Source organism: Cellulomonas fimi, assembly GCF_028527925.1.
Classification (GTDB): Bacteria; Actinomycetota; Actinomycetes; order Actinomycetales; family Cellulomonadaceae; genus Cellulomonas; species Cellulomonas fimi_C.
This window is the reverse complement of sequence record NZ_JAPESW010000010.1, coordinates 61465-88396: the sequence shown is the minus strand read 5'-3', so window position 1 is coordinate 88396 and position 26932 is coordinate 61465. Positions and strand designations below refer to the sequence as shown.

Below are 26932 nucleotides of genomic sequence, written 5' to 3'. Positions count from 1 at the left end.
CGACGGGCTCACGACCGTCCCCCTCCCGGCGAGGGCAGGGTCCGCAGCGTCTCCAGCACGACCGGCACGAGGGCCGTCACGTCGCCGGCACCGACGGTCATCAGCAGGTCGCCGGGACGCGCGGCCCGCGCGATCGCGCGCGCGGCGTCGAGGCGGTCCGGGACGAAGGTGGCCCGCCCGGCGGTCGGCACGTGCTCGACGAGGAGCCCGCCCGTCACGCTCGGGTCGGGGTCCTCCCGCGCCGCGTACACGTCCGTCACCACGACGACGTCCGCCAGGTCGAGGGCCGCGCCGAACTCGCGCGCGAAGGTGCGCGTGCGGGAGAACAGGTGCGGCTGGAACAGCACGAGGACGCGCCCGTCGCCCACGACCGACCGGGCGGCCCGCAGGATCGCGGCCACCTCCGTGGGGTGATGGGCGTAGTCGTCGACGACGCGCACCCCGGCCACCGTCCCGCGGTCCTCGAAGCGGCGGCCCGTGCCGCGGAACTCCCCGAGCGCGCGTGCCGCGTCGAGCGGGTCCACGCCGAGCGCGCGGGTCGCCGCCCAGGCGGCCGCCGCGTTGAGCGCGTTGTGCTCGCCCGGCACCGCGAGGTGGACGGTGACGGTCACCGCGTCCGTCGCCAGCTCGACGGCCCAGCCGTCGTCCACCGGACGCAGGTCACCGACCCGCACGTCGGCCGCGTCCGACCGGCCGTACGTCACGACCGTGACCGAGGCGTCGGCGAGCGGCTGCGCAACCGTCGCGACGAGCCGCGCCGCGCCCTCGTCGTCGGCGCACGCCACGAGCACGCCACCCGGGCGGACGCGTCCCGCGAACGCGACGAACGCGTCCTCGAACGCCTCACGCGAGCCGTAGTGGTCGAGGTGGTCCGGCTCGACGTTCGTCACGACCGCCACGAGCGGCTCGTAGGCGAGGAAGGACCCGTCGGACTCGTCGGCCTCGGCCACGAAACCCGGGCCGCTCCCGTCGCGGCTGCCGCCGAGCGCGCCGTCGGAGGTGAGGACCGTGCCGCCGATCGCGAACGACGGGTCGGCGCCGGCGTGCAGGAGCGCGGTCGCGACCATCGCCGACGTCGTCGTCTTGCCGTGCGCGCCCGCGACCGCGACCGCGTCGCGGTCCGCCATGAGCGCGGCGAGCGCCTCCGAGCGGTGCAGGATGCGCAGCCCTGCGGCGCGGGCCGCGGCGAGCTCCGGGTTGGACTCGCGGACGGCCGACGACACCACGACCGTGTCGACGTCCGCGACGAACGCGGCGTCGTGGCCCACGTGCACCGCCACGCCCGCGGCGCGCAGCCCCGGCAGCGCGGGCCCGTCGGCCGCGTCGGAGCCGCTCACGCGCAGGCCGCGCGCGGCGAGCAGCGCGGCGATCGCAGACATGCCCGCACCCCCGACGCCGATCAGGTGCACACGCCCGAGGTCCGCCACCGTCACGGTCACGCGGCCCCTCCCGGCAGGTGGCGCTCGACGAGCGCGGCGACCCGGTCCGCGGCGTCGCGCACGCCGACCGACGCCGCGGCCGCGGCCATGCGCTCACGCGTCGCGTGGGCGTCGTCGCCGACGAGCAGCCGCGGGACGTGCGTGCTCACCCACGCGGACGTGAGCGCGTCGTCGTCGACCAGCAGACCGCCGCCCGCCGCGACGACCGGCGCCGCGTTGAGCCGCTGCTCGCCGTTGCCGACCGGCAGGGGCACGTACACCGCGGGGATGCCGAGCGCCGCGAGCTCGCACACCGTGCCGGCGCCCGAGCGGCCGACCGCGAGGTCCGCGACGGCGAGCGCGAGGTGCATGTCGGCGAGGTACTCGCGCACCTGGTACCGCTCCGCGCCCGGGACGCCCTCGATCGCCGACCGGACCGCGTCCGCCTTGCCACGTCCGGTCAGGTGCAGCACCTGCGCGCCGCCCGCGAGCAGGTCGGCGGCCGCACCCGAGACCGCGGTGTTGACGGAGACCGCACCGAGCGACCCTCCCGACACCAGCAGCGTCGGCAGGTCGGGGTCGAGGCCCAGCACGTCGGCGGCGGACCGGCGCGACCCGGCCGCGTCGGCGGCGCGCGCGGCGACCAGCTCGGCGACGGCGGCCCGCAGCGGCAGCCCGGTGACCTGGGCGCGGGGCAACGCGGTCCCGGGGAACGTCACCGCGACGTCGGCCGCCCAGCGCGCACCGAGGCGGTTCGCGAGGCCGGGACGCGCGTTCTGCTCGTGCACGACGACCGGGACGCCGCGCCGACGCGCCGCGAGGTACGCGGGCGTCGCGACGTAGCCGCCGAAGCCGACGACGACGTCCGCGCCGATCGCGTCGATCGCCGCACCGGCCGCGTCGACGGCCGCGCGCAGGCGCGTCGGCAGGCGCAGGTAGTCGGGCGTGGGGCGGCGCGGGAGCGGGACGCGCGGCACGACGTCGAGCGTGAGCCCGTGCTGCGGCACGAGCGTCGACTCGAGGCCCTCGGCCGTGCCGAGGACGCGCAGGACGACGCCCGGGCGGCGGGCCGCGACCGCGTCGGCGACGGCGAGCAGGGGGTTCACGTGTCCCGCGGTGCCGCCGCCCGCGAGCAGGACGGCACCGGGTGTCGCGTCAGCCACGGGACCGCCCGATCACGGCGAGCGAGCGACGCACGACGCTGGGCCGCGCCGCGAGCGCCTCGGCCGCGCCCGGCTCGGAGCGCGCGAACGAGATGACGACGCCGAGCGCGGCCATCGTCATGATGAGCGCCGACCCGCCGGCGGACACGAGCGGCAGCGGCAGGCCGATGACGGGGGCCAGGCCGATGACCACCGCGACGTTGACGAACGCCTGGCCGATGATCCAGCACAGCACCGCGCCCGTCGTGATCTGGACGAAGGGGTCGGGGTGGCGGCGGATGATGCGCACCATCGCCAGCGCCATGAGGCCGAACAGGCCGAGGACGAGCAGCGTGCCGATCAGTCCCAGCTCCTCACCGATGATCGCGAAGATGAAGTCGTTGTGCGCCGCGGGCAGGTAGGACCACTTCTCGCGGCTCTCCCCCAGCCCGAGGCCGCCCCAGCCGCCGCTCGCGAGGCCCCAGCCGCCGTGCAGCGTCTGGTAGCAGGCGCTGCTGGTGTCGCAGCCCTCGGTCGACAGCCACGACGTGATGCGGTCCGTGCGGTTCTCGCTCGTGACGGTCAGCAGGAACGCGACCGCGCCGCCCGCGACGGCGGCGAGACCGAACATGCGCAGCGGGACCCCGGCGACGAACAGCGCGCCCGCGACGAGCATGAGCAGCACGAGGGCGGTGCCGAGGTCGTGGCCGGCGAGGACCACGAGCACCGCGAGCCCGGCGATCGGGACGACCGGGACGAGCGCGTGCTTCCACTCGTGGAGCAGCGGCAGCTTGCGCGCGAGCACGGCGCCGAGCCACACCGCGAGCGCGAGCTTGATGGCCTCGGACGGCTGCGCGGACATGCCGCCGACGCACACCCAGTTCCGGTTGCCGCCCTCGCCGCAGCCGAGCCCCGGGACGAAGACGAGCAGCTGGAACACGATCGCGCCGCCGAGCACGGGCCACGCGAGGGCCTTCATGACGCGCACGGGGACGCGCGACAGGACGACCAGCGCGGGCAGGCCGATCAGCGCGAACTTCGCCTGGTCGAGGAACACCGCGTACGGCGAGTTCCCCTCGTCGAGCGACTCGACGCTCGAGCTCGACAGGACCATGACGAGGCCGATGACGAGCAGCAGGGTGGTCGTGCCGAGCAGCACGTAGTAGCTCGTGACGGCGGAGTTCCACTGCCCGAGCGCCGAGCCGCGCGGCTCGGCCGTCGTGGGCGCGGTGGCGGTGTCGGCCATCGCGTCACCCCTCCTCGCGCAGCGCGCGCACCGCGTCGGCGAACCGGTCGCCCCGCTCCGCGTACGACGCGAACTGGTCCATCGACGCGCACGCGGGCGCGAGCAGCACGGTGACGGCGTCGGGTGTCGCGCCCGACGCGAGCCGTCGGGCCTCGTGCACGGCGAGGGTCATCACCGCCCCAGTGTCACCGGGCTCGACCTCGACGACCGGGACGTCCGGTGCGTGTCGGGCGAGCGCGTCGCGCAGCGGGGCGCGGTCGGCGCCGATGAGCACGACGCCGCGCAGGCGGTCGCGACGGCTCGCGACCAGCTCGTCGAACGTCGCGCCCTTCGCGAGCCCACCCGCGACCCAGACCACGCTGCCCGGCGCGAACGACGCGAGCGACGCGGCCGCGGCGTGCGCGTTGGTGGCCTTGGAGTCGTCGACGTACGCGACGCCGTCGACCACGGCGACGGGCGCGATCCGGTGCGCGCCGGGCGCGTACGCGCGCAGCCCGTCGCGCACGGCCTGCGGCTCGATGCCGTGCGCGAGCGCGAGCGCGCCCGCGGCGAGCGCGTCCGCGACGACGTGCGGCGGGACCGCACCGTCGGGACCCGCGAGCCGGTGCAGGTCGGCGAGCGTGCCGAGCTCGGCGGCGTGCGTGTGCCGCAGCCGTGCGAAACCGCGGTCGACGAGCACGTCCTCGACGAGCCCGACCTGCCCGACGCTGGGCGTGCCCGTCGTGAAGCCCACCGCGACGCAGCCGTCGACGACGTCGGCCTCGCGCACGAGGTGCTCGGTCACGGGGTCGGCGACGTTGTAGACGCACGCGACCTGCGCCCGCTCGTAGATGCGCCCCTTCGCGGCGGCGTACGCGTCGAGCGTGCCGTGCCAGTCGAGGTGGTCGGGTGCGACGTTGAGCACCGCGGCGGCCTGCGCCGACATGGACCACGTGTGGTGCAGCTGGAAGCTCGAGAGCTCGACGGCGAGCACGTCCAGGCTCGGGTCGGTCGCCGCGAGCACGACCGGCGTGCCGACGTTGCCGACGGCCGCGGTGGTCCGACCGGCCGCCTGCAGGATCGACTCGAGCATGCCGACGGTCGTCGTCTTGCCGTTGGTGCCCGTGACGGCGAGCCACGGCGCGGGGGCGCCGCCCGCCGCGGCGACGCGCACCTGCCACGCGAGCTCGACCTCGCTCCACACCGGCACCGCGCGCTCGGCCGCGGCGCGCAGGAGCGGGTGGCGGGGCGCGAGCCCGGGCGACGCGACGACGAGGTCGGTGCGGTCGAGCACGTCGCCCGCGAGCAGCTCGTCGGTGGACAGGACGTCGTCGGCAGCGTCGTCGACGGGCACGACGCGAGCGCCGCGCGACGCCAGGACCTCGGCCGCCGCGCGGCCGGACACGCCCATGCCGGCGACGACGACGCGCGCGCCCTCCAGGTCGGGGAGCGCCACCTAGCCGGCCACCCACTCGGCGTAGAAGATGCCGACGCCCAGCGCGACGAACAGGCCGGCGATGAGCCAGAACCGGATGACGATCGTGACCTCGCCCCACCCGGACAGCTCGAAGTGGTGGTGCAGCGGCGCCATCTTGAAGACGCGTTTCCCGGTCAGCCGGAAGAAGCCGATCTGGATGACGTCGGAGAGCACGATCACCACGAACAGACCGCCGATGATCGCCGCGAGGATCTCGGTGCGGGACAGGATCGACAGGCCGGCGAGCGCGCCGCCGAGCGCCAGCGACCCGGTGTCGCCCATGAAGATCTTCGCCGGGCTCGCGTTCCACCAGAGGAACCCGAAGCACGCGCCCGTGATCGCCGCGGCGACGACCGCGAGCGACATCGGGTCGCGCGTCTCGTAGCAGCTCGGGCCGGCCGTGAGGAGGTTCTGGCAGCTCTGGTTGTTCTGCCAGACGCCGACCACGACGTAGGCGCCGAACACGATCAGCGAGACGCCCGTCGCGAGCCCGTCCAGGCCGTCGGTGAGGTTCACCGCGTTCGACCACGCGGTGATGAGGAAGTTCGCCCAGACGACGAAGAGGATGAGCCCGACCGTCGCACCCGCGAAGGCCAGGTCGATGTTCGTGTCCCGGATGAAGGAGATGTGCGTGGACGCCGGCGTGCGGAACTTCTCGTTCGGGAACTGCAGCGCGGCGACCGAGAAGACGACGCCGACGAGCCCCTGCCCCACGACCTTCCAGCGCGCCTTGAGGCCGAGGCTGCGCTGCCGCGAGATCTTGATGTAGTCGTCGAGGAACCCGACGACGCCGAGACCCGTCATGAGGAACAGCACGAGCACCGCGGACGCCGACGGCAGCGTGCCGGTCGCCAGCTGCGCGCCGGCGAACCCGAGCAGCGTCGCGCCGATGATGACGACGCCGCCCATCGTCGGGGTCCCGCGCTTCGTGAAGTGCGCGGTCGGACCGTCCTGCCGGATGAACTGGCCGTACTGCCGCGCGACGAGGAACCGGATGAACAGCGGCGTGCCGAGGAGCGCGATGAGCATCGAGAGCCCACCGGCGATGAGGACCGCGATCACCGCGCGACCTCGCCGGTGAGCAGGTCGCCGAGCTGCCACAGGCCGGACCCGTACGACGACTTCACGAGCACGACGTCACCGGGCCGCAGCTCGCCCTCGAGGAACTGCGCGGCGGCCTCGACGTCGTCCGCGAGCAGCACCTCGTCGCCCCACGAGCCCTCGTGGTTCGCGCCGTCGCGGATCGCGCGCGCACCCTCCCCCACGACGAGCGTGAGCCCGATGTTGAGCCTCACGACGAGCCGCCCGATCGCGTCGTGCGCCTCGCGGTGCTCGTCGCCGAGCTCGAGCATCTCGCCGAGGACGGCGATCGAGCGCCGGTCCCGGCCCGCGAGCACGGCGAGCGCCTTGAGCGCCGCGCGCATCGAGTCCGGGTTCGCGTTGTACGAGTCGTCCACGACGGTCACGCCGTCGGGGCGCTCGACGACGTGCATGCGGTGCGGGCTGAGCGCGTCCGCGGCACCGAGCCCGGCGGCGACCTCGTCGAGGGTCAGGCCGACGGCCAGCCCCGCGGTCGCCGCGGCGAGGGCGTTGTGGACGTGGTGCTCGCCGACCAGCCGGAGCTCGACGGGGACGGCACGCCTCGCGCCGTCGCCGTCGCGCGCCTCGAGCGTGAACCGCGCGCGCCCGGTCCGGTCGACCACGACGTCGCGCGCCCGCACGTCGGCGCCGGCCGACGCGCCGAACGTCACGACGTCGCCGGGTGCGAGCTCCGCCATCGCCATGACGCGCAGGTCGTCGGCGTTGAGCACGGCGACGCCGTCGGGCACGAGGCCCTGCACGATCTCGCTCTTGGCGCGGGCCACCGCCTCGATGCCACCGAAGCCGCCGAGGTGCGCCTGCCCGACGACGAGCACGACCGCGACGTCGGGCGGCGCGATGTCGGTGAGGTAGGTGAGGTGGCCGATCCCGCTCGCGCCCATCTCGAGGACGAGGAACCGCGTCGACTCGTCGGCCTTGAGCACCGTGAGCGGCAGGCCGATCTCGTTGTTGAACGAGCGCACGGGCGCGATCGTCGGGCCCGCGCTGCCGCACAGCTGCGCGAGCAGGTCCTTCGTCGTGGTCTTGCCGACCGAGCCCGTGATGCCCACGACGCGCAGGCCGGGCGACCCGGGCTCGAGCGACGCAGCGCGCAGCCGCACGAGGACCTCGCGGGCGAGGTCGCCGAGCGCGCGCTCGACGTCCGGGACGAGGACCACCGGCAGCGGCGTCCCGTCCGAGCCCTCGACGTCGCGCGCGGCGAGCACGAGCACCGCACCGGCGGCGACGGCGGCCGCCGCGTAGTCGTGCCCGTCGACGTGCTCGCCGGGCAGGGCGACGAACAGCCCACCCGGCTCGACCTCGCGCGAGTCGACGACCACGGGACCCGCCACGACGAGCGCGGGGTCGACGTCGGGGCGCAGCACTCCGCCGGTCGCGGCCGCGATCTCGGCCGCCGTGAGGGCGATCACGCGTGCTGCTCCGCCCGTGCGGGCGAGCGCTCGGCCTTGGCCGCGAGGTAGACGTCGCGGTCGTTGTACCGGTGGAACACGCCGGCGATCTCCTGTGTGGGTTCGTGGCCCTTGCCCGTGACGATCACGGTGTCCTGGTCGGTCGCCAGGGCGAGGGCGTCGCGGATGGCCTGGGCGCGGCTCGTCGCCTCGTGCACGTCGGCACCGGACGGGCGCTCGGCGCGCACGCCCTCGAGGATCGCGGCGCGGATGGTGGCCGGGTCCTCCGAGCGGGGGTTCTCGTCGGTGACGACGAGCACGTCGGCGAGCCGGGCGGCGATCTGGCCCATGATCGGGCGCTTGCCCTGGTCACGGTCTCCGTCCGAGCCGAAGACGAGGATCAGGCGGCCCGGGGTGATCGGGCGGACGGCCTCGAGCGCGAGGACGAGCGCGTCGGGCGTGTGCGCGTAGTCGACGAGGCACAGCGGCCAGCCGTCGCCCCGCTCGATCACGCGCTCCATGCGACCGGGGATCTCGTGCGCGTGCGCGACCGCGTCGACCGCGACCGCGAGGTCGACCCCGGCCGCGTGGGCCAGGACGATCGCGAGAGCCGCGTTCGACACGTTGACCAGCCCGGGCAGCGGGCTCGCGGCCGCGTGCTCGGTGCCGTCCGGCCCGCGCAGGACGAACGACGAGCCGACCCCGTCCAGACCGATGTCGGCAGCCACCACGGCCCAGTCGGCGTCCGCGCCGTGCGGGTCGTCGACGTGGGTCGCGACCGTCTCGACCGGGATCGGCGCGGTCCGCGCGAGGCGGCGCCCCCACTCGTCGTCGACGACCACGACACCCCGGCGGGCCTGCTCGGGCGCGAAGAGCCGCGCCTTGTCGCGGAAGTAGCCCTCCATGTCGCCGTGGAAGTCCAGGTGGTCGCGCTGCAGGTTGGAGAAGCCGACCACGTCGAACGTCAGGCCGCGCACGCGGCCGAGCGCGAGGGCGTGCGACGACACCTCCATCGCGACCGCACCGGCGCCCTGCTCGCGTGCCAGCGCGAGGATCGCCTGCAGCGCGGGCGCCTCGACGGTCGTGCGCGGGCTCTCGATCGCGTCGTCCCCGACGCGCAGCTCGACCGTGCCGAGCACGGCGGTCACACGGTGCTGGGCACGCAGCGCGGCGTCGACGAAGTACGTCGTGGTCGTCTTGCCGTTCGTCCCGGTCACGCCGACGGTCACGAGGTCCTGGCCGGGGTGGCCGTGCACGCGCGCGGCGAGCGGACCCGACAGCGCGCGCGGGTCGGCGGTGCGCAGCACGGGGACGGTGAGTCCGGCCTCGGCGACCAGCGCCGCTCCCGCGTCGTCCGTGACGACCGCGACCGCACCCGCGTCGACCGCCTGCGCGGCAAACGCGGCACCGTGCACCTTGAGGCCGGGGACGGCGACGAACAGGTCGCCGGGCGCGACGTCGGCGCTCGACACGGTCACGCCGGTGGCGGTGAGCTCGGGATCCAGCGCGTCGGCGACCAGGGCGAACGCAGCGGCGAGGTCGGTCACCCGGTGGGTCGCGGGATGCTGGGGGCGCATCCGGGCCGGGGACGTCATGGGGAGAATCTACCCCGGGCGGACCCCCACCACGCCGCGACCGGGGCCGTCGTGAGCACGCTCACCACGTCGTCGGGAACAGCTGCGGCTGGCTGCCCGACGGCGGGACGCCGAGCTCCCCGAGGGCGAACCCGGCGACGTCGCGGAAGACGGGCGCGGCGACCGTGCCGCCGTAGATCGACGTGCGCGGGTTGTGCAGGATCACGCTCACCGCGATACGCGGCGAGTCGACGGGCGCGACGCCGATGAACGACGCCGTGATGCCCTGGTGCCCCTTGACCCAGTTCTGCGCGGTACCCGTCTTGCCGGCGACCCGGTAGCCCGGGATCGCGGCGCTCCCACCGGTGCCGTCGTCGACCACGCTCTCCATCATCGTGAGCACGGTGGCGGCGGTCTGGGGCGAGACGACCTGGGTGGTCGCGGCCGCGGGCTGCGGCGTGTAGGTGCCGTCGGCCGCGGTCCAGCCCTTGATGATGTGCGGCTGGACGCGGACGCCGCCGTTGGCGATCGTGGCGAACACCTGGGTGGCCTGGATCGCCGTGACGGACACCGCCTGGCCGAACAGGACCGCGAGCTTGGAGCGGCGGTCCCAGCTGTCCCACGTCTCCCAGGAGCGCAGGATGCCCGGCGACTCCCCCGGCAGCTCGATGCCCGTGCGCGACCCGAAGCCGAACTTCGTGAGGTAGTCGTGCCGGGTCTGCTGCGACAGGTTCTGGCCGATCATCACCGTGCCGGTGTTCGACGACTCCGCGAGCACGCCCGTCGTCGTGAGCCGCAGCAGGCCGTGCTCGTGCGAGTCCTTGAACGTCTCGCCGTTCTCCGTGGTGTACGTGTACGGCACCTCGAACTGCGAGAGCGGCGTGACCAGGCCCGCGTCGAGCGCCGCGGCCATCGTGATGACCTTGCCCGTCGAGCCGGGCTCGAACACGTCGGACACGGAGCTCGCGAGCGAGCCGCCCGTGCTCGCCCCGGGGTCGTTGGGGTCGACCGAGCCGGAGTCGGCCAGCGCGAGGATCGCGCCGGTCTGGGTGTCCATCACCACGACCGTGCCGGAGTCGGCACCGGTCGAGGCGACCGCCGCCGCCAGTGCCTCCTGCGCCTTGAACTGGAGGTCGGACAGGATCGTCAGCTGGACCGAGTCGCCCTGCTGCGCGGGCGAGCCCGCCGAGTACCCGCCCGGGATCGGCTGCCCCTTGCGCCCGCGCTCGTAGACCTCCTCGCCCGGCGAGCCCGCGAGACGGTCGTCGAGCGAGCGCTCGAGGCCCTCGAGCCCGACGCCGCTGGAGTTGACGAACCCGATGATGTTCCCGGCGAGGTCGCCGTTCGGGTAGACGCGTGCGGCGACCTTGTCGACCTGGATGCCGGGCAGCCGCAGGGCGCGGATCTCGCGCGCGACCGTCGGCTCGACGTCCTTGGCGAGGTAGCGGAACTGCCGGTCGCCCACGAGCATGCCGCCGAGCTCCGCGGGGCTCTTGCCGAGGATCGGCGCCAGCCGCTCCGCGACGCCGACGGCGCCGTCGGGCACCTCGGGCGTGCCGGTGCTCTTGTACTCCCCGACCTGACGCTGGTTGACCGAGATGTCGTACCGCTCGACCGACATCGCCAGCGGGCGCCCCTCGGCGTCGGTGATCTCACCGCGCGCACCGAGCACCTCGATCGAGGACATGCGCTTGGCGCGGGCCTCGGCGGCGATCGCGTCGCCACGGATGCCCTGCACCCACACGAGCCGCCCGGTGAAGACCGAGAGCACGAGCAGCACGACGACCGTGAGGAACGCCATCCGCGCCCGTGCTCCCGTGCGCACGTTCCGGGGCGGTCGCCCTCCGCCGCCTCCGCGCACCGGCGCGCCGCCGCCACGGCGCGGGGCACCGGTCCCCGTCCGGGGACGCGGGACGACGTCGATCGTCCGGGGCTGGGCCGTCGCGCGCGGCGCACCCTGCCGCGACGAGCCGCCGCGCGCAGGCGCGTTCGCGGTGCGGTGCGGTGGCATGCCCCCAGTCTGCGGGCGCCGCGGCTGGAGCCGCGGCGACCCGCCGACGTGGGTCGTCATCCGCCTGCTGCGGCCGGCGCCGGCGACCCCTGGACGGTGCCGTCGGCGACGCGGACCCAGCCGGTGCCGTCCGCGGGGACCATGCCCAGCGCGCGCGCCGCGGCGGCGAGCTGTGCGGGCGACGCCTTCTGGTCGAGCTGCGCCTGCAGGTCCTTCGCGTCCTGGTTGAGCCGGCCCAGCTCGTTCGTCAGGCCGTACTTCTCGTAGGCGCCCTGCGCCATCTGCGTGTTGAGCAGCAGCGCCGACGCGAGCGCGAGCGTGAGCACCGCCATGCAGGCCAGCACGAACGGCACGCGCGTGCGAGCCGTCTGCGGCGCCCGGACGAGCCGCAGCCGGGGTGCGGGTGCGGGCTGCGGCCGTGCCGCCGGGTATGCCCGGGCGGCGCTGACCCGCGCCGTCGCCTCTGCGCTCATGCTGCCCTCCTGCCAGGGGTGCCACCACGGAGGTGGTCGGGGGTCGGTCGGATCCGCTCGGCGGCGCGCAGGCGCACGGACTGCGAGCGGGGGTTCGCGGCGAGCTCGGCCTCGTCGGCCTCCTCCGCACCGCGCGTGACGAGCCGCAGGTACGGCGCGTGGGTCTCGGGCTCGACGGGCAGGTCCGGCGGCGCGCTGGACGTCGCACCCGCGGCGAAGGTCCGCTTGACGAGCCGGTCCTCGAGCGAGTGGTACGCCTCGACGACGATGCGCCCGCCGACCGCGAGGGCCTCGACCGACGCCGGGAGCGCCCGCTCGAGCACCTCGAGCTCGCCGTTCACCTCGATGCGCAGCGCCTGGAACGTGCGCTTGGCCGGGTGACCGCCCGTCTTGCGTGTCGCCGCGGGGATGCTCGCGCGGACCAGGTCGACGAGCTCGCCGGTGCGGGCCAGCGGCGCCTTCTCCCGCGCCCGGACGATCGAGCGGGCGATGCGCGGCGCGAATCGCTCCTCGCCGTACTCGCGCAGGACGCGCGCGATCTCGCGCTCCTCGTACGTGTTCACGACGTCCGCCGCGGTGAGGCCGCGCGTGGCGTCCATGCGCATGTCGAGCGGCGCGTCGTGCGCGTAGGAGAATCCGCGCTCGCGCTCGTCGAGCTGCAGCGACGAGACGCCGAGGTCCATCAGGACGCCCTGCACGTGCGCGAGGCCGAGGTCGTCGAGCACGTCGCCGATCTCGTCGTACACCGCGTGCACGGCGGTGAACCTCTCGCCGAACGGCGCGAGCCGACGGCCCGCGAGGTCGAGCGCCTGCGGGTCGCGGTCGATGCCGACGACACGGACGTGCGGGAACGCGCGCAGCACGCCCTCGGTGTGCCCGCCCATGCCGAGCGTCGAGTCGACCATCACGGCACCGTCCGCCGCGAGCGCGGGCGCGAGCAGGTCGAGGCAGCGCTGGAGCAGGACCGGCGTGTGCCGGGTGGCGGCGTCGTCGCGTCGCTCGTCCATCGCTGCTGCCTCCTTCCGGTGCGCCGGTGTGCGGGTACGGGTGTCCCCAGGTCTGGGGGGTGGGTGGTGGTCGGACGGTCCCTCCGCCGTCCGGCCAGATCCCCCACCGACCCTCTGGCACCGGGGAAGTGCGCCAGAGCGGACGGGGGGAGGTCTCGACGGGCGGAGCGAGGGGTTCGCGGGACAGGCGGGGCGGGGACGTGGGCCGTGGTGCTCAGAACGGCCCGTTCGGGAAGACCTCCTCCGCCGTGTCGGCGTAGCCGGCCTCCTGCTCGGCGAGGTACGTCTCCCACGCCTGCAGGTCCCAGATCTCGACGCGGGTGCCCGCACCGATGACGGCGACGTCCCGGTCCAGCCCGGCGTACTTGCGCAGCACCGGCGGGATCGAGATGCGGCCCTGCTTGTCGGGCAGCTCGTCGCTGGCCCCCGACAGGAACACGCGCAGGTAGTCACGCGCCTGCTTGCTCGTGACGGGCGCCTGCCGCAGCTGGTCGTGCATGCGGCGGAACTCGTCCATCGGCAGCAGGAACAGGCAGCGCTCCTGGCCCCGCGTCATGACGAGCCCCGGCGCGAGCTGGCCCCGGAACTTGGCCGGGAGGATGAGCCGGCCCTTGTCGTCCAGACGCGGCGTGTACGTCCCGAGGAAGGGCGCGAAGGACCCGAAGAGGCCGGTCGACGAGTCATGCGTCACCACGCCTCCCTCCCGGTCCCTGTCGCGGGTTCTCCCCGCCTCACCACGTGCCTCCACGGTACTCCACTTCCCTCCACCCGCCACCGGAAAGACGCGTGAATTCACCCGTCGGGACCCGTGAAGATGCAGGTCAGACGGGGTGGAGGGAAGTGGAGCGGAATCGCGTGTTCACCCGTCCGGGGCGTGTCGCCGTCGACACGAGAACGGGGCCCATCGGACGGAACGCCACGATTCGCCGCAGCCTCCCGCGCCGGCCGCAGAGGTTTCGCCCGCCGGTGGAGGGAAGTGGGGGGAGGACTCCAGGTCAGCGCGGGCCCGATTCCTTTAGGCTCGTCACAGTTCCGCCAAGGGAGGCGTCATGCTGCAGGCCGTGCCGTCGTCGAGCGAGCTCGACGACGTCGTCGACACCACCGGCCGGATGCGCGCCGGCGTCGAGTCCGTCGTGACCGGGCGTCCGGACCTCGTCCGCACCACGATCGCCGTGCTGCTCGCGGAGGGGCACATCCTCCTCGAGGACGTGCCGGGCGTCGGCAAGACCACGCTCGCCAAGGCCGTGGCCCGCACGATCGACTGCCCCGTGGGCCGCATCCAGTTCACCCCGGACCTGCTGCCCAGCGACCTCACCGGCGTCAACATCTTCCGGACCCAGACGCACGAGTTCGAGTTCCGCCCGGGCCCGGTCTTCGCCCACGTCGTCATCGGCGACGAGATCAACCGCGCCTCGCCCAAGACGCAGTCCGCGCTCCTGGAGTGCATGCAGGAGGCGCAGGCGACCGTCGACGGCCGCACCTACCCGCTCCCCCGGCCGTTCCTCGTCGTCGCGACGCAGAACCCCGTCGAGATGGAGGGCACCTACCCGCTGCCGGAGGCGCAGCGCGACCGCTTCATGGCGCGGCTCACGGTCGGGTACCCGAGCGTCGAGTCCGAGCTCGACATGCTCGACCTGCAGGAGACGTCCGACCCGCTCGACCAGCTGCGTCCCGTCACCGACGCGGCGAGCGTCGCCCGGCTCATCGGCACCACGCGCCGGCTCTTCGCCGCGCCCGCCGTCAAGCGGTACGTCGTCGACCTCGTCACCGCGACGCGCCAGGACCACGGGCTGCGGCTCGGAGCGTCGCCCCGTGCCGCGATCCAGCTGCTGCGCGCCGCGAAGTCGGTCGCCGCGATGGAGGGGCGCGACCACGTCCTGCCCGACGACGTCCAGCAGCTCGCCGAGCCCGTGCTCGCGCACCGGCTCCTGCCCAGCACCGAGTCCCGGCTCTCCGGGCGCAGCACGAGCGACATCGTCGCCGACATCGTCGAGCGCACCCCGCTCCCGGTGTCCGCGGCGCTGACCGCGACCGCCTCGCGCGCCCGACGCGCCATCGGCTGATGGGCCTGCGGCCCACCCGTCGCGGCTGGGTGCTCGGGCTCGGCGGGGTCGCCCTCGGGCTCCTCGGCGTCGGGCTCGGGGCCGTCGACCTCGTGCGCATCGGGACCCTCGTCGTGCTGCTCGTCGTCGGCGCGTGCGTCGTCGTCGGCATGCTCGACCCCGGCCGCGGCCGGCACCGCCTCGCGGTCGCGCGTGACGTGCAGCCCAACCCCGTGCACGCGGGCGAGCACGCGCGCGTCGACGTCCGCATCAAGGCGTCCGACCCGTCGGCACGCGTCCGCCTCGCGGGCCTCAAGTTCTCCGAGCAGGCCGCGACCGAGCTGTCCGGCGGGCGCCCGCTGCGCGCGCGCGTCCAGCGCTCGCCGCAGCAGGTCACCGTCTCCTACCAGGTGGACGCCGGGCGTCGCGGCCGGTGGCAGCTGGGCCCGCTCGTCGTGACGCGCGGCGACCCGTTCGGCGTGGCCCGCTCGAGCGCGACGCTCGGGGACCACGCGGAGGTCGTCGTGTGGCCCGCGGTCGTGCCGCTGCCCACGGCGTCCGACGTGCTCGTCGGCGAGCCGGACCGCGTGGCGCTCGGCGCGCGCACGCCCTCGACGGACGACGCGTCGCTGCGCGACTACCGGGAGGGCGACGACCTGCGCCGCGTGCACTGGCGCAGCAGCGCGCGGCGCGGCGCCCTCATGGTGCGCTCCGACGAGCGCGCGGGCATGCGCCCCGTGTCGGTCCTGCTCGACCTGCCCGCCAAGCTCACGGCGCTCGAGTGGACGATCTCGCTCGCCGCGTCGATGGCGCTCGCGATGCTCGACGGCGGCCACCCCGTCCGGCTCGTCGGCGGTCGCGCCGGCACACCGTCCGCGTTCCACCAGGCACGCACGGGACCCACCGCCCGCTCCGCGCTGCTCGACTCCACGGTCGACCTCGAGGCGCCGCGCACCGTGGACGAGGCCGAGGGCCACCTGCTCGGCGCGGCGCACCTGCTCGAGACGACCGACGCGGGAGGGGAGATCGTGCTCGCTGTCCTCGGCCCGCTCGGGGCGAGCGCCCGCGCCGCGCTCGCGCACGTCGCGGACAACGCCCAGGGCTGGGCCGTGGTGCGCGCCGACGGCGCCTCCCCGGCGCACGAGCGCGAGGCTCAGCACACCGTGCACGCGCTGCGCCGCGCCGGCTGGCGCGCGTGCTCGGTCACCCCGGGCGAGGACATCGTCGCCTGCTGGCTGCGCCTGCTCGGGAGCGCCCGGTGAACGCCGCACCCGCACGCTTCCCGCGCGGGCCGCGCAGCCTGCTCGCGACCGGCCTGTGCGCCGTCGCCACGTGCGCGGCCGGGACCGCGCTGTCCCACCTGATCGAGCCCGGACGGTGGCTCACCGTCACGTGGGTCGCCGTCCTGCTCGTCGCCGGGGTCGTCGCGGGCACGCGGGCGGTCACGCGGTCGTGGTGGGCGCCGACGCTCGTCGGGACCGTCGTCCTCGCCGCCGGCGTGCTCGTCCGGTACGGCGCTCCCCCGGGCCGCATCCAGGTGCTCCCCGACCTCGGCTCGCTCGACCGGACGCTCGCGACGGCGCGCGAGGGCGTCGCCGTGATCAACGCCTCCCTCGTCCCCATGGCCGGCGTGCGCCCGGCCGAGCTCCTCGTGGTCGTCGGCGCCGTCGCCGTGCTCCTGGTGACCGACCTCGTCGCCGTCGGGATCGGCATCCCCGCCCTGGCCGGGATCCCCCTGGTCGCCCTGTGGGCCCCCACGGTCGTGCTCGGCTTCCCCGCGAGCAGCTGGGCCGTCGCCTGGACGGGGCTCGCCTACCTGCTGCTGCTCGCGCTCAGCGCGACACCGACCACCGCGCGCAGCGACCGTGCCCGCCGCGCCGGCGGGGCGCTCGCCGGCGCGGCCGCGGTGGTCGTCCTCGCGCTCGTCGCCGGACCCGTCGTCGCCGCGCTCCCCGGGTGGGCGTCCCTCGCGCTGCCGACGTTCGGCAACGGCCCCGTCGGCCCGCTCCAGCTGTCGGACAACCTCGACCTGCGGGAGAGCCTCGGTACGCGATCCGGCCAGGTCGTGCTGCGCTACACCGTCGTCCCGCCGGAGGAGGTCGCCGCCGAGGCGACCACCGAACCCGGCGACGACGCCGCCGACAGCCTCGAGATCCCGGTCCCCGAGGCGACCGAGGACGGCGTCACGGTCACCGCGCGCGTGGTCGGCCCGTTCCGCGCGTTCACCCTCACGACCTTCGACGGCCGCGAGTGGCAGCGTGACGACGCCCTCGACCTCGCGACGTGGGAGCCCGGCCGGCTGCTCGCGTCCGACCCGCTGCTGCGCGGTGACACCCCCGACGCCGGACGCGGCACGCTCGCCGCGGTCGACGTCGAGGTCGGGGCCCTGCGCGAGCGGCGCCTGCCCGTCAGCACCTTCCCCCGCACCGTCACCGTCGAGGGACCGTGGAGCTACGACGAGCTCCGCGACGAGGTCGTGGGCCGGCGCAGCACCTTCGACGGCATGCGCTACTCCATGCTCGTCGAGGTGCCCGACCTCATGCCGGACGACCTGGCGGACGCCACCATCGGGACACCCGACGACGGCGGGGCGTCACTCGAGGTCCCGGCCACCGAGCACCGCGAGCAGATCCAGGACCTGGCCCGAGAGATCACCGAGGACGCCGAGACGCCCTACGAGCAGGCCATGGCGCTGCAGTCGTACTTCCGCGCCGCCACCAACTTCACCTACGACACGCGCATCGCGCCCGCACGCACCGAGGACGCCGTCTGGGACTTCCTGCAGTCCCGCCGCGGGTACTGCGTGCAGTTCGCGACGTCGATGGCGCTCATGGCCCGCGCGCTCGGCATCCCCGCGCGCGTCGGCGTCGGCTTCCTCCCGGGCGACGCGACCGGCGACGGCCAGTACGTCGTCACCGGGCGCAAGTCGCACGCGTGGCCGGAGCTGTACTTCGCCGACTTCGGCTGGGTGCGGTTCGAGCCGACCCCCGCCGTGCAGTCGGGCGCACCGCCCGTCTGGAGCGACCCGTTCACCGGCGTGAACGCTCCGGCGAGCCAGCCCGACGAGGCGATCCCGTCAGCCGCCGCCGCACCGACGGGCCCGGCCACGACGGCCCCGGCTCCCTCCACCCAGACCCAGCCCGAGGAGGCCGGCGAGAGCTGGACGCGCATCGGCGTCATCGGCGGGATCGTCCTCGCGCTGGTCGTCGTCGGCCTGTCGCTCGTCCGTCGCCGGACGCGCACGCGTGCCGACGAGACGCCCGAGCGCGCCTGGCTGCGCACCCGGCGCCGGCTCGCCGCGAAGGGCGTCTCCTGGTCGGACGCGACGACCCCGCGGGACGCGGTCGCCGCGGTCCACGAGCAGGTGCGCGAGACCGCGGGGGTGGACCTCGACGACGCCACGGCGGGCGCCCTGCGCTCGCTCGCCCGGACCGTCGAGCGGCAGCGCTACGCGCCCGTGCCGGAGGACGTGGACCCCGAGCAGCTCGTGCGCTGGACGGACGAGATCGTCGAGGGAGTCGGGTCGGCGCTCACCGGCGGCTCCCGGCCGCTCGCGGGCGCGACCCGATCGTCGGGCTGAGTCCCTCGCGAGCCCGGCCCGCAGACCGGGTGGCATGACCGGCTCCCTGCTCGGCAGCGGCGGGTCGGTTCGACACGGCCGGGTCGGCGTTCGCGGCAGGGCGGTGCGCGCGTCCTGCTCGGCGGGCGGCTCCGATGAGTGCGAACGGTGACACCGCTGCACGTCGGCCGCCGGCGTGGACCGGCTCGACGGCCGTGGTGCACCGAGCCGCGCTGGGCGGCGACGGGTCAGCGGCGCGTCTCAGGAGCCCAGCGGTGAGTCTCAGGAGCGGGGCGCGGGCGCGAGGCGTGCGTCGCCGAGGGCGCGTGCCGACGGAGAGCGACCGCGTCCTCGCGGCGCCGCACCGTCACGGTGCAGCCGACGGCCGACCGCGCGGACCGTCGAGGAGGCTCAGCGGCCCTGCTGTCCCCGGCGGCGGTCCCAGCGCTCCTCGAGCCGCGACATGAAGCCGCTCTTGCGGGCCTGCGGTGCGCGGCGGACGGCGCCGTCCGCCTGCACGACGCCCTGCGGACCGTGGCGGCGCGAGCTGCGGTGCGGGTCGGCGAACGCGAACGCGACGCCCGCGAACATCACGACGAAGCCGACGACGCCCAGCAGGGGCAGACTGCCGGCGGCACCGAGCACGAGCAGGAGCAGACCGACGGCTGCGCCGGCGCCGGCGATGAGATACCGACTGACGGGCCGGCGGCCACGCTGCGTGAGCGTGTTGGCCAAGCGCGGGTCGTCAGAGGTGAGCTGGCGCTCCATCTGCTCAAGTACGCGCTGCTCGTACTCGGAGAGAGGCATTCCGACCCCCGTTGGGCTGTGGATCCGTGACGGGTTCAGGATAGATCCGCGGGAACGAAGGTGGTAGTCGAGCGCGCGTCGGGGTCGGATGAATGGACGCCCGTCCTGATGGCAGCCGCCCCGAACCGTGCACGCACCTCGTCCATCACCCGTTCAGCGTCGCGTCGGTCGGGCGTCGGCTCGGCGACGGCCTCCTCGAGGGTCGGCTGACGGACGGTCGCCGCGACAGGCTCGAGGCCCTCCGCCCGGACCCCGACGAGCCGGACGGGCAGACCACCGAGGTCGGCGCCGGCGACGAGCTCGCGTGCGACGAGGTACAGCTCGCGACCGACGTCGCTCGGCGTCGTGAGCGTGCGCGACCGGGTGAGGGTCCGGAAGTCGGACGTGCGGAGCTTCACCGTCACGGTCCGTGCCACGAACGCCTTCTGCCGCAGGCGGACCGCGCAGCGGTCCGCGAGCTCGAGCACCTTGGCCTGCACGACCCCGAGGTCCGCGACGTCCTCGACGAACGTCTCCTCCGCGCCGACCGACTTCTCCTCGCGGTGCGGCTGCACGGGCCGGGGATCCCTCCCCCACGACAGGTCGAACAGGTGCGCACCGGCCACCTTGCCGACGGCACGCTGCACGGTCGTGACGTCGCTGTCGGCGAGCTCCGCAACCGTGCGGATCCCCCACCGCGCGAGCGCGGCCTCGGTTCGCTCGCCCACGCCCCACAGCGCGCCGACCGGCAGCACGCGCAGGAACTCGAGCGTCGCCGCCCGCGGCACGAGCAGGACACCGTCGGGCTTCGCGTGCCCCGACGCGAGCTTCGCGACGAACTTGGTGGCGGCGATCCCGACCGAGCACGTGATGCCGAACTCGGCCTGGACGCGGCGGCGGATCGACGCGGCGATGGTCGAGGGCGCGCCGAGCCGGCGCCGTGCACCGGCGACGTCGAGGAACGCCTCGTCGACGCTCACCTGCTCCACGAGCGCGGTCACGTCGTGCAGGATCCGCATGACGCCCTGCGACACGTCGCGGTAGGCCGAGTGGTCGGGCGGCACGACGACCGCCTGCGGGCACAGGCGCAGCGCCGCGGTCATGGGCATCGCGGAGTGGACGCCGAAGGCCCTCGCCTCGTACGTCGCCGCGAGGACGACGCCCCTTTGCGCACCCCCGACGATCACCGGGAGCCCGCGCAGCTGCGGCCGCCGGGCGAGCTCGACCGACGCGAAGAACGCGTCCATGTCGACGTGGAGGATCGAGCAGCCGTCCTCCTCGCTGCCCCAGTCGCGCCGGGCCGCCGCGGCTCGTGGGCCTCGGCTCACGACGCGGTCACCGCGAGCATGCGTGGCACGGACGACAGCGCCGGCGACGAAGCCTCGACGAGTGCGCGTGCGGCGTCGACGAAGTCCTCGGCGGCGCACACCGCCTCTTCCGCGCGCCCGGGGCTGACCGCGTCGAAACGGCCGGCGTCGACCGCGGACCGCAGCGCCGCGGCGCCGGCGAAGTACCCGCTCCAGGACGTCAGCTCGGGGGCCACGACGTCGAGGATCTCCCACACCGTCCGCAGCGCGCGACGACCCGCCGGGCGACCGCGCGACGCGATGACCGCGGCACCGGCCCGCAGGGCGGCGAGGTGCGCGTGCGAGAACTGCTCCCACGCCTCGGAGGAGAACTGGGCGGCGAGGAGCTCGGCGTCGGCCCGGGAGAGGAGCTCGGCAGCGCGCGGCGCGGTGCGTGCCGCGTCGAGTCGCTGCACGACAGCGCCGTGCCCCTGCGTGCCCGTGCCTACGGTCGTGGTGTCCATCGCGCCTCCTCCCCTCCAGTATCGAACACCTGTTCGATCCCGTCAACGCCGTACGGTGGCCGCATGCCCGACCGCACCTCACGTCGACCCTCAGGATCGCACCGGGGACCCACACGCCCCGGGCGGGCTGCGGCGCGGACCCCGTGGCCGACGGGGCCCGTCGCGATCCCCACGGGGACGGTGGAGCTCGAGCGCGACCCGGACGACCCCGACGGCGTCACGGTGCTCGTCAACGGCGTGCCGAGCTCGTACCTGGACGTCGCCGACCCGTCGCGCCTCGTGTTCGAGTACATGCAGCAGATGGCCGCGGTCCTCGAGCGCGTCGGCCCCCCGGGCTCGCCGCTGTCGGTCGTGCACCTCGGCGCCGCGGGCTGCGCGCTCGCGCGCGCGATCGACGCCGAGCGGCCCGGCTCGCAGCAGCTCGCGGTCGAGCTGGACACCGCGCTGCCGGAGCTCGTGCGGGGCTGGTTCGACCTGCCGCGCGCGCCTGCGCTGCGCATCCGGGCGGGCGACGCCCGCGAGCAGCTCGCGCGCCTCGCCGACGGCTCGGCCGACGTCGTCGTGCGCGACGTCTTCTCCGGCGACACGACCCCGCCGCACGTCCGCACGCGCGAGGTCGCCGCAGACGTCGCACGTGTCCTGCGGCCCGGCGGGGTGTACCTCGTCAACTGCGCCGACCGGCCGCCGCTCGCCGACGCACGCTCGGAGGCGGCCACGCTCGCCGACGTCTTCGACGACGTCGCGGTCGTCGCCGAGCCGGGTCTGCTGCGCGGTCGCGGCTACGGCAACGTGGTGCTCGCCGCGACGGACGACCCGGAGCTGCTCGCCTCCCCCGCGCTCGCGCGCGCGGTGCGCAGCCTGCCCGCCCCCGCGCGTCTGCTGCACGGCGACGAGGTCGTCGCGTTCACGGGCGGCGCCGGCGTCCTGCGGGACCCGGACGACGCACAGGGCCGCACCCCGTGAGGTGCGGCCCTGTGGGAACCGTGCGGAGCGCGCGTGCGGCGCGCGGGCGGGCTCAGAGCGGGCGGACGTGCTCCGCCTGCGGGCCCTTGTCGCCCTGCGTGATCTCGAACTCGACGCGCTGGCCCTCGTCGAGCGAGCGGTAGCCCTGCGTGTCGATCGCGGAGTAGTGGACGAAGACGTCAGCGCCGCCGCCGTCCTGCGCGATGAAGCCGTAGCCCTTCTCGGCGTTGAACCACTTGACAGCACCCTGTGCCATGACCGTTTCCTTCTGTCCAACCGGTGACGGCCCAGACCCTCTGCCCGAGCCGTGCCGCAATGCCTCACGTCCTGCACCGGGTGGACCAGCCGAGGGCTGGAAGGTACCGAAGCCCAGGTGAGCGGGCCGGCGCCGGTCAAACGAGTACGTCACTGCAACGTGTGCATCCTCGCACGGTGACCTACGCCACGCCACGGTTTCGGGCACGCGCACGGTGCGACTCGACAACGATCCGGTAAACATCCGGTCGCGGAACGGTCGCGGTCGGCGCTCAGCGCGCCTCGTCACCGCCCTGCTCGGCGAGGAAGCGCTCGAACTCCGCGCCGAGCTCCTCCGCCGTCGGCAGGTCCGTCGTGCCCGCGAGCAGGCTCGTGCGACCGATGCTGCGCGCGAACGCGTCGTACTGCTCCTCGAGCGCGCGCACGACCGTCGAGACCTCCTCGGAGCCCGCGACCTGGCGCTCGATCTCCCGCTCGGCGTCCTTCGCCGCGTCCGTCAGGGCGGCGACGCGCAGGTCCAGGCCCGTCGCGCGCTCGATCCCCTCGAGCGCCGCGACGCTCGCCTGCGGGTAGGACGACTGCGCCAGGTAGTGCGGGACGTGCACCGCGAAGCCCATGGCGTCGTGCCCGGACTGCCCGAGGCGCAGCTCGAGGAGCGCGCTCGCGCTCGCTGGCACCTGCACCCGGCCGAACCACGACGCGTGGTCCGCGACCAGGTCGGGCCGCGTCGCGTGCGCCGTCACCGAGATCGGGCGCGTGTGCGGGATGCCCATGGGCACGCCGTGCACGCCGATCGTCAGCGGTACGTCGAAGCGCTCGACGATCTGCCGCACGGCCGCGACGTACCGCTCCCACTGCACGTCGGGCTCGGAGCCGTGCAGCAGCAGGAACGGGACGCCCGCCGCGTCCTCGAGCACGTCGACGACGAGCTCAGGGTCGGCGTAGTCGCTCCACGTCGTGGAGTCGAACGTCATCACCGGCCGGCGCGAGCGGTAGTCGAGCAGCTGGTCGACGTCGAAGGTGACGAGGCGCGTCGAGCCCAGCTCCTCCGTGAGGTGCTCGGCGACGAGCTGCCCCGCGCTGCCGGCGTCGACGAACCCGCGCACCGCGTGCACCAGGACGGGGCCCGAGCCCTCCCGGGCGCGCTCCTCGAGCGCCGCAGCCGCCTGCGGGTCGACGTCGTAGATCTCGCTGGGGTCCAACATCGTGGGCGTTCGCCTTCCTCAGACCGCCCACCCGCCACGGGTGGGTACGCCCGCCACAACGCCCGGAGGGCCGGAAGTCTTCCCGCCGCTCAGCGACTCAGCGACCGGGCAGACGCACGACCTCGACGAAGAACTCGTCGATCTGACGGACGACGTCGATGAACCGGTCGAAGTCGACGGGCTTGGTGACGTAGGCGTTGGCGTGCAGCGAGTAGCTGCGGACGACGTCCTCCTCCGCCTCCGACGTCGTCAGCACGACGACAGGGATCGAGCGCAGGGACTCGTCGGCCTTGAGCGCCTGCAGCACCTCGCGGCCGTCCATCCGCGGGAGGTTCAGGTCGAGCAGGATCAGGTCGGGCGTGGGCGCCTCGACGTGCTCGCCCTCCTTGCGCAGGAACTCCATCGCGCTCACGCCGTCCGCCACGACCCACAGGCGGTTGCGGACCTTGTTGTGCTCGAAGGCCTCGCGCGTCATCAGGACGTCGCCCGGGTCGTCCTCGACGAGAAGGACGTCGATGACCTTGGTGCTGGAGGGCACGGGAGCTCCGTTCAGACGGTAGAGGTGTCGGTCGCCGGTGCGGGCAACGTCCAGAGGATACGGGTCCCGACGTCCTGCGACGGCTCGATCCAGATCCGCCCGCCGTGGAACTCGACGATCTTCTTGCACAGCGCGAGCCCGATCCCGGTGCCCTCGTAGACGTCCTTCGCGTGCAGCCGCTGGAAGATCACGAAGACCCGCTCGGCGTACTGCGCGTCGATGCCGATGCCGTTGTCGCGGCACTCGAGCTGCCACTCGTCGCCGACGAGACGCGCGCCGAGGTGCACGTGCGGGACGCGGTCGGGGTGGCGGAACTTCACGGCGTTGCCGACGACGTTCTGGAAGAGCTGGACGAGCAGCGCCTCCTCCCCGCGCACGGTCGGGAGCGGGTCGTGGGTGACGACCGCGCCCGTCTCGGCGATGCGCTCCTCGAGGTTGTCGATCGCCTCCGCGAGCGCCGCCTCCAGGTGCACGTCGCTCACCTCGCCGCCGTGCCGGCCGACGCGCGAGAAGCCCAGCAGGTCGTTGATCAGCCGCTGCATGCGCTTGGCGCCGTCGACCGCGAAGTCGATGTACTGGTCGGCGCGCTCGTCGAGCTGGCCGCCGTAGCGCTTCTGGAGCAGCTGCGTGAAGCTCGCGACCTTGCGCAGCGGCTCCTGCAGGTCGTGCGACGCGACGTAGGCGAACTGCTCGAGGTCCCGGTTCGACCGGCGCAGCTCCTCGGCCTGGGCGGTCAGCTGGTCGTGCGCGTCGGTGATCTCCGCGCGCGACCGCTCGACCGCGCGGACCTCGGTGACGAGCGCGACGCGCATGCGCTCCACGTCGTCCGCGAGGTCGGCGATCTCTCCCGGCCCGGTCGCGTCGACCGGGTGCGCGAGGTCACCGGACGCGACGGCCCGCGCGTCGGCCGCGAGGTCGCCGAGCGGCTCGAGGACCCACCGGCGCAGCGCGACCCAGAGGGCGACGCCGACGCCGACGGCCGCGACGACGAGCAGCACGACGGACAGGGCGGCGACGAGCATCCAGTGCGAGAGCTCGTCGACGGCGTCCTGGCGCCGGTCGCGCAGCAGCGTGATGTACGTCTCCGCCTTGGCGCGCGCGTCGTCGAACAGCTCGCGGCCGGCCTCGATCTCCTCCGTGGTGACCGCGGAGGTGCCCTCGGAGGCGACGTGCGCCATGACCGGCTGGGCGAACTCCTCGTTCCACCGCGCCCCGGCCTCCGCCGCGGCCCGGGCGGCCGCCACGAGCTCGGCGTCCGCGCCGCGAGCGCTCTCCCGCTCCGCGAGCACCCGGAAGGAGAGGTCGTCCTCGAGCGCGCGCTGATAGGGCTCGAGCGTCACGTCGTCGCCCGTCAGGGCGTAGCCGCGCACCGACGTCTCGGCGTCGACGAGCTGGATGTAGGCGCCGTCGGCCTGCGTGATCGCCTCGAAGTAGGTCTGCGTGACCGCTTCCTGCCGTTCGACCACGCGCGACAGGACGAACGTCGCGCCGACGACGACGAGGGCCAGGACGACGCCGGCCGTGACGAGCAGCGAGAGCAGGCGGCGCCGCAGCGTCACCCGCCCCCGGACGGGGGTCGTGACGGGTGCGCTCATGCACCCCACCCGAGCAGGACCACGGCGGCGTCGTCGACGAGGTCGCCCCCGTGCAGCTCGCGGACCTCGTGCAGCACACGCTCGACGACGTCGACCGGGTCGGCGTCGTCCGCACGCGCGACGGTCGGTCGCTCCGCGGCGAGGACCCGGTCGACGACGGCGAGCAGGCCGGCCTTGCCGACGCGCTCGGGGCCGCCGTGCACGGTGGCCTCGAGCAGCCCGTCGGTGTACATGAGGATCCGCCAGGTGCCGTCGAGCGCGAGCCGCTCCGGCTCCCACCCGCCCGGCACGGGGATGCCGAGCGCCCGACCGCGCCGCTGCGTGGGCAGGAGCGCCGACGGCGGGCCGAGCAGGAACGGCACGGGGTGCCCGGCCTGGTACAGGTCGGCGCTCGTGCGGTCCGCGGAGACGACGACCATGGTGGCGGTGGTGAACACCTCCGGACGCGCGCGCTCGAACGCGAGCACGCGCTCCAGGAGACCGAGGATCTCCCCCGCCGGGGTCCCGGCCAGCACGAGCGTCCGCCAGGCCGTGCGCAGGGTCGCGCCCAGCGCCGCCTCGTCCGGACCGTGGCCGCACACGTCACCGACGAGGGCGAGGACCCGCCCGTCGGGCAGCTCGACCACGTCGTAGAAGTCGCCGCCGAGCAGGCCGTCGCGCCCCGCGCGGTAGCCCACCCGGACCTCGAGCCCCTCGTCCCGGACGGCCGGGGTGGGCAGCAGCGCGCGCTCGAGGCGCGTGGTCTCCTCCGCGCGGACCAGGCTGCGGTACAGCGCGCGGTCGGTCTCCTCGAGCCGGCGGCGCTGGACCGCGTACCGCACCGAGCGCGAGAGCAGCTCGCCGTCGACCTCGCCCTTGACCAGGTAGTCCTGCGCGCCCGCCGCGACCGCCTGTACGCCCGCGTCGGAGCCCGACAGACCGGTCAGGACGACGACCGCGGGGGCACCGGCGCCGAGCAGCCGCTCGAGCGCGCCGATGCCCATGGCGTCGGGCAGGCCCAGGTCGAGCAGCACGCAGTCGACGTCGAGGTGCTCGAGCGCCTCGTCGAGGGAGCGCACCCACACGAGGTCCACCGGGAGGCCGGCGTCGCTCAGGTGCTCCCGCACGAGGAGCGCGTCGCCGTCGTCGTCCTCGACCAGGAGGATCCGGACCACACCGTCGCGGGAGCCGACGGGACCGGGCGTGGCGGTGCCGCGGGCGTCGTCGCCCGCGGTCGTCGCGTGGGTCACGGCTCTCCTCTCGTCGGGCTGGGGGAAGCCTAGGCCCCGCGACGCCCTCGCGCGTCCCGCGTCGTCGCAGGTTCGCGAGCCGTGGCGTGCGGGGCGGTGCGAGGCGGCGCGGTCGTGGCGGATAATGGACGGCC

At 74.8% G+C, this 26932-nt stretch carries 23 protein-coding genes; 4 read left to right on the top strand and 19 right to left on the bottom strand.

The annotated features are described in order from the left end of the window. Positions 1–8 precede the first annotated feature (8 nt). The 11 genes from murC to mraZ all read right to left on the bottom strand — a co-directional run bounded on the left by murC (position 9) and on the right by mraZ (position 13507). Positions 9–1439, bottom strand: coding sequence for a UDP-N-acetylmuramate--L-alanine ligase (murC, locus tag OMK64_RS07145; protein ID WP_374694067.1), 1431 nt, complete (start codon positions 1437–1439; stop codon positions 9–11). Continuing rightward, positions 1436–2581: an undecaprenyldiphospho-muramoylpentapeptide beta-N-acetylglucosaminyltransferase gene (gene murG / locus OMK64_RS07140; RefSeq protein WP_272727386.1), complete on the bottom strand. Its 1146-nt coding sequence runs from the start codon at positions 2579–2581 to the stop codon at positions 1436–1438. Before murG ends, murC begins: the two co-directional genes overlap by 4 nt. After that, positions 2574–3806, bottom strand: coding sequence for a putative lipid II flippase FtsW (gene ftsW, locus OMK64_RS07135; protein ID WP_272727385.1), 1233 nt, complete (start codon positions 3804–3806; stop codon positions 2574–2576). The genes murG and ftsW overlap by 8 nt, the downstream gene beginning before the upstream one ends. 4 nt (positions 3807–3810) lie before the next feature. Continuing rightward, a complete protein-coding gene (gene murD / locus OMK64_RS07130; protein ID WP_374694070.1) occupies positions 3811–5196 on the bottom strand; it encodes a UDP-N-acetylmuramoyl-L-alanine--D-glutamate ligase in 1386 nt (461 codons plus the stop codon). Positions 5197–5241: 45 nt separating this feature from the next. Then, positions 5242–6324 carry a phospho-N-acetylmuramoyl-pentapeptide-transferase gene (gene mraY, locus OMK64_RS07125; RefSeq protein ID WP_272727383.1) on the bottom strand — a complete coding sequence of 361 codons (1083 nt, stop codon included), beginning with the start codon at positions 6322–6324 and terminating at the stop codon, positions 5242–5244. Further along, positions 6321–7772 carry a UDP-N-acetylmuramoyl-tripeptide--D-alanyl-D-alanine ligase gene (locus OMK64_RS07120; RefSeq protein WP_272727382.1) on the bottom strand — a complete coding sequence of 484 codons (1452 nt, stop codon included), beginning with the start codon at positions 7770–7772 and terminating at the stop codon, positions 6321–6323. Before OMK64_RS07120 ends, mraY begins: the two co-directional genes overlap by 4 nt. Continuing rightward, positions 7769–9346: a UDP-N-acetylmuramoyl-L-alanyl-D-glutamate--2,6-diaminopimelate ligase gene (locus OMK64_RS07115; RefSeq protein WP_272727381.1), complete on the bottom strand. Its 1578-nt coding sequence runs from the start codon at positions 9344–9346 to the stop codon at positions 7769–7771. The genes OMK64_RS07120 and OMK64_RS07115 overlap by 4 nt, the downstream gene beginning before the upstream one ends. A gap of 61 nt (positions 9347–9407) precedes the next feature. Then, entirely contained in the window at positions 9408–11126 is a 1719-nt protein-coding gene (locus tag OMK64_RS07110; protein WP_272727380.1) for a peptidoglycan D,D-transpeptidase FtsI family protein, read from the bottom strand. Between the two features lie 266 nt (positions 11127–11392). Further along, positions 11393–11809: a cell division protein FtsL gene (ftsL, locus tag OMK64_RS07105; RefSeq protein ID WP_272727379.1), complete on the bottom strand. Its 417-nt coding sequence runs from the start codon at positions 11807–11809 to the stop codon at positions 11393–11395. Further along, complete coding sequence (gene rsmH, locus OMK64_RS07100) at positions 11806–12816, bottom strand: 16S rRNA (cytosine(1402)-N(4))-methyltransferase RsmH (RefSeq protein ID WP_272727378.1); 1011 nt, start codon at positions 12814–12816, stop codon at positions 11806–11808. The genes ftsL and rsmH overlap by 4 nt, the downstream gene beginning before the upstream one ends. 214 nt (positions 12817–13030) lie before the next feature. Further along, positions 13031–13507: a division/cell wall cluster transcriptional repressor MraZ gene (gene mraZ / locus OMK64_RS07095; protein ID WP_124342229.1), complete on the bottom strand. Its 477-nt coding sequence runs from the start codon at positions 13505–13507 to the stop codon at positions 13031–13033. Positions 13508–13865: 358 nt separating this feature from the next. Here mraZ and OMK64_RS07090 point away from each other — a divergent pair, with 358 nt between their 5' ends. From OMK64_RS07090 to OMK64_RS07080, 3 genes are read left to right on the top strand one after another with little or no spacing between them, the layout of a single operon-like run. Beyond that, positions 13866–14879, top strand: a complete 1014-nt coding sequence (locus tag OMK64_RS07090; protein ID WP_272727377.1) for an AAA family ATPase — start codon at positions 13866–13868, stop codon at positions 14877–14879. Beyond that, positions 14879–16120 (top strand): DUF58 domain-containing protein, encoded by a 1242-nt coding sequence (locus tag OMK64_RS07085; RefSeq protein WP_272727376.1) that lies wholly within the window; start codon positions 14879–14881, stop codon positions 16118–16120. The genes OMK64_RS07090 and OMK64_RS07085 overlap by 1 nt, the downstream gene beginning before the upstream one ends. Continuing rightward, positions 16117–18438: a transglutaminase TgpA family protein gene (locus OMK64_RS07080; protein WP_272727375.1), complete on the top strand. Its 2322-nt coding sequence runs from the start codon at positions 16117–16119 to the stop codon at positions 18436–18438. Before OMK64_RS07085 ends, OMK64_RS07080 begins: the two co-directional genes overlap by 4 nt. Before the next feature lie 390 nt (positions 18439–18828). Here OMK64_RS07080 and OMK64_RS07075 read toward each other — a convergent pair whose 3' ends face one another. The 3 genes from OMK64_RS07075 to OMK64_RS07065 are packed head-to-tail and all read right to left on the bottom strand — an operon-like array spanning position 18829 to position 21013. Further along, positions 18829–19224 (bottom strand): SCO2097 family morphological protein, encoded by a 396-nt coding sequence (locus OMK64_RS07075; RefSeq protein WP_272727374.1) that lies wholly within the window; start codon positions 19222–19224, stop codon positions 18829–18831. 35 nt (positions 19225–19259) lie between these two features. Continuing rightward, on the bottom strand, positions 19260–20531 hold the full coding sequence (gene dinB, locus OMK64_RS07070; RefSeq protein WP_272727373.1) for a DNA polymerase IV: 1272 nt from the start codon (positions 20529–20531) through the stop codon (positions 19260–19262). Continuing rightward, complete coding sequence (locus OMK64_RS07065) at positions 20528–21013, bottom strand: SAV_6107 family HEPN domain-containing protein (protein WP_272727372.1); 486 nt, start codon at positions 21011–21013, stop codon at positions 20528–20530. The genes dinB and OMK64_RS07065 overlap by 4 nt, the downstream gene beginning before the upstream one ends. A 63-nt stretch (positions 21014–21076) precedes the next feature. Between OMK64_RS07065 and OMK64_RS07060 the strand changes: the two genes are divergently transcribed. Next, entirely contained in the window at positions 21077–21976 is a 900-nt protein-coding gene (locus OMK64_RS07060; protein ID WP_276595689.1) for a spermidine synthase, read from the top strand. 52 nt (positions 21977–22028) lie between these two features. On the opposite strand, the gene OMK64_RS07055 is transcribed toward OMK64_RS07060, so the two are convergent. From OMK64_RS07055 to OMK64_RS07035, 5 genes are all read right to left on the bottom strand, one after another. Further along, a complete protein-coding gene (locus OMK64_RS07055) occupies positions 22029–22232 on the bottom strand; it encodes a cold-shock protein (protein ID WP_013770758.1) in 204 nt (67 codons plus the stop codon). Positions 22233–22503: 271 nt separating this feature from the next. Then, positions 22504–23436 (bottom strand): proteasome assembly chaperone family protein, encoded by a 933-nt coding sequence (locus OMK64_RS07050; protein WP_272727370.1) that lies wholly within the window; start codon positions 23434–23436, stop codon positions 22504–22506. Between the two features lie 97 nt (positions 23437–23533). Then, positions 23534–23974: a response regulator gene (locus tag OMK64_RS07045; RefSeq protein WP_272727369.1), complete on the bottom strand. Its 441-nt coding sequence runs from the start codon at positions 23972–23974 to the stop codon at positions 23534–23536. An 11-nt stretch (positions 23975–23985) separates the two neighbouring features. Next, positions 23986–25569: a sensor histidine kinase gene (locus OMK64_RS07040; RefSeq protein ID WP_272727368.1), complete on the bottom strand. Its 1584-nt coding sequence runs from the start codon at positions 25567–25569 to the stop codon at positions 23986–23988. Next, positions 25566–26798, bottom strand: a complete 1233-nt coding sequence (locus OMK64_RS07035) for a PP2C family protein-serine/threonine phosphatase (RefSeq protein WP_308201776.1) — start codon at positions 26796–26798, stop codon at positions 25566–25568. Before OMK64_RS07035 ends, OMK64_RS07040 begins: the two co-directional genes overlap by 4 nt. Positions 26799–26932: the final 134 nt, after the last annotated feature.

What these genes read in the sequence shown, in the direction of transcription:
- ftsW (WP_272727385.1), bottom strand. Translation starts at nt 3,806, where the DNA reads ATGGCCGACACCGCCACCGCGCCCACGACGGCCGAGCCGCGCGGCTCG.
- OMK64_RS07085 (WP_272727376.1), top strand. Translation starts at nt 14,879, where the DNA reads ATGGGCCTGCGGCCCACCCGTCGCGGCTGGGTGCTCGGGCTCGGCGGG.
- OMK64_RS07040 (WP_272727368.1), bottom strand. Translation starts at nt 25,569, where the DNA reads ATGAGCGCACCCGTCACGACCCCCGTCCGGGGGCGGGTGACGCTGCGG.
- OMK64_RS07090 (WP_272727377.1), top strand. Translation starts at nt 13,866, where the DNA reads ATGCTGCAGGCCGTGCCGTCGTCGAGCGAGCTCGACGACGTCGTCGAC.
- OMK64_RS07110 (WP_272727380.1), bottom strand. Translation starts at nt 11,126, where the DNA reads ATGGCGTTCCTCACGGTCGTCGTGCTGCTCGTGCTCTCGGTCTTCACC.
- ftsL (WP_272727379.1), bottom strand. Translation starts at nt 11,809, where the DNA reads ATGAGCGCAGAGGCGACGGCGCGGGTCAGCGCCGCCCGGGCATACCCG.
- OMK64_RS07075 (WP_272727374.1), bottom strand. Translation starts at nt 19,224, where the DNA reads ATGCCTCTCTCCGAGTACGAGCAGCGCGTACTTGAGCAGATGGAGCGC.
- OMK64_RS07065 (WP_272727372.1), bottom strand. Translation starts at nt 21,013, where the DNA reads ATGGACACCACGACCGTAGGCACGGGCACGCAGGGGCACGGCGCTGTC.
- OMK64_RS07115 (WP_272727381.1), bottom strand. Translation starts at nt 9,346, where the DNA reads ATGACGTCCCCGGCCCGGATGCGCCCCCAGCATCCCGCGACCCACCGG.
- OMK64_RS07060 (WP_276595689.1), top strand. Translation starts at nt 21,077, where the DNA reads ATGCCCGACCGCACCTCACGTCGACCCTCAGGATCGCACCGGGGACCC.
- murD (WP_374694070.1), bottom strand. Translation starts at nt 5,196, where the DNA reads ATGGGCGTGTCCGGCCGCGCGGCGGCCGAGGTCCTGGCGTCGCGCGGC.
- OMK64_RS07050 (WP_272727370.1), bottom strand. Translation starts at nt 23,436, where the DNA reads ATGTTGGACCCCAGCGAGATCTACGACGTCGACCCGCAGGCGGCTGCG.
- rsmH (WP_272727378.1), bottom strand. Translation starts at nt 12,816, where the DNA reads ATGGACGAGCGACGCGACGACGCCGCCACCCGGCACACGCCGGTCCTG.
- OMK64_RS07055 (WP_013770758.1), bottom strand. Translation starts at nt 22,232, where the DNA reads ATGGCACAGGGTGCTGTCAAGTGGTTCAACGCCGAGAAGGGCTACGGC.